Source organism: Melaminivora alkalimesophila (assembly GCF_000282995.1).
In the GTDB taxonomy this organism is placed as follows: Bacteria; Pseudomonadota; Gammaproteobacteria; order Burkholderiales; family Burkholderiaceae_C; genus Melaminivora; species Melaminivora alkalimesophila.
In genome coordinates, this window is record NZ_ALEE01000280.1 from 1 (window position 1) to 901 (window position 901).

Below are 901 nucleotides of genomic sequence, written 5' to 3' on the forward strand. Positions count from 1 at the left end.
CCCGCCAGCGGCACCCACAGCGGCGCGCCCCATTCGAAGCCGAACACCTGCCGCGCCAGCAGCCAGCCGACCACCAGCGCCACGCCGCTGGCCAGCGCGCCCGCGAGCAGCCCCACCCCCGCCAGCTCGGCGCGCTGCACCTGCCGCAGCAACCGCGCCTGCGCCCCGAGCGCGCGCAGGATCGCCAGCTCGTGCGCCCGCTCCTCGCGCGTGGCGCTCACCGCAGCGAACAGCACCACCAGCCCGGCCGCCAGCGTGAACAGGAACAGGAACTCCACCGCGCGCACGACCTGCGCCAGCACCGACTGCACCTGCGCCAGGGTGGCGCCCAGGTCCACATTCGTGACGTTCGGAAAATCATGCACCAGCGCGTCGTCGAAGGCCGCCGCCTCCTGCGGCGCCCGGTAGGCCGCAAGGTAGGTCAGGGGCAGCTCCTGCGGCATCTGCGCGCGCGGGAACAGCACGAAGAAATTGGCGCGCATCGAACCCCAGTCCACGCGCCGCAGGCTGCTGACGCGCCCCTCGACCGGCGCGCCCGCCACGTCGAAGCGCAGCACGTCGCCCAGGCGCAGCCCGAGTGTCTTGGCGATGCCCTCCTCCACGCTCACGGCGCCGGACTCATCGGCCTGCCAGCGCCCGCCGACGATCAGGTTGTGCGGCGGCGGCTCGACGGAGTGCGAGAGGTTGAACTCGCGCTCGAGCATGCGCCGCGTGCGCTCGTCGGCGTGGTCCTGGGCGCGCACCTCGCGCCCGTTGACCGCCACCAGCCGCCCGCGGAACATGGGATACCAGTCGTAGCGCGCCACACCCGCGGCCGCCAGACGCCCGCGGAAGTCGGCCGCCTGGTCCGGCAGGATGTTGATGACGAAGCGGTTGGGCGCATCGGCCGGCGTGGCGCGCT

The 901-nt window shown here is 73.7% G+C and carries 1 protein-coding gene; it reads right to left on the minus strand.

Annotated features, from left to right (window positions below):
• Nucleotides 1–901, minus strand: a 901-nt coding sequence (locus A612_RS05315) for an FtsX-like permease family protein (protein WP_019373504.1), incomplete at both ends; no start/stop codon positions are given.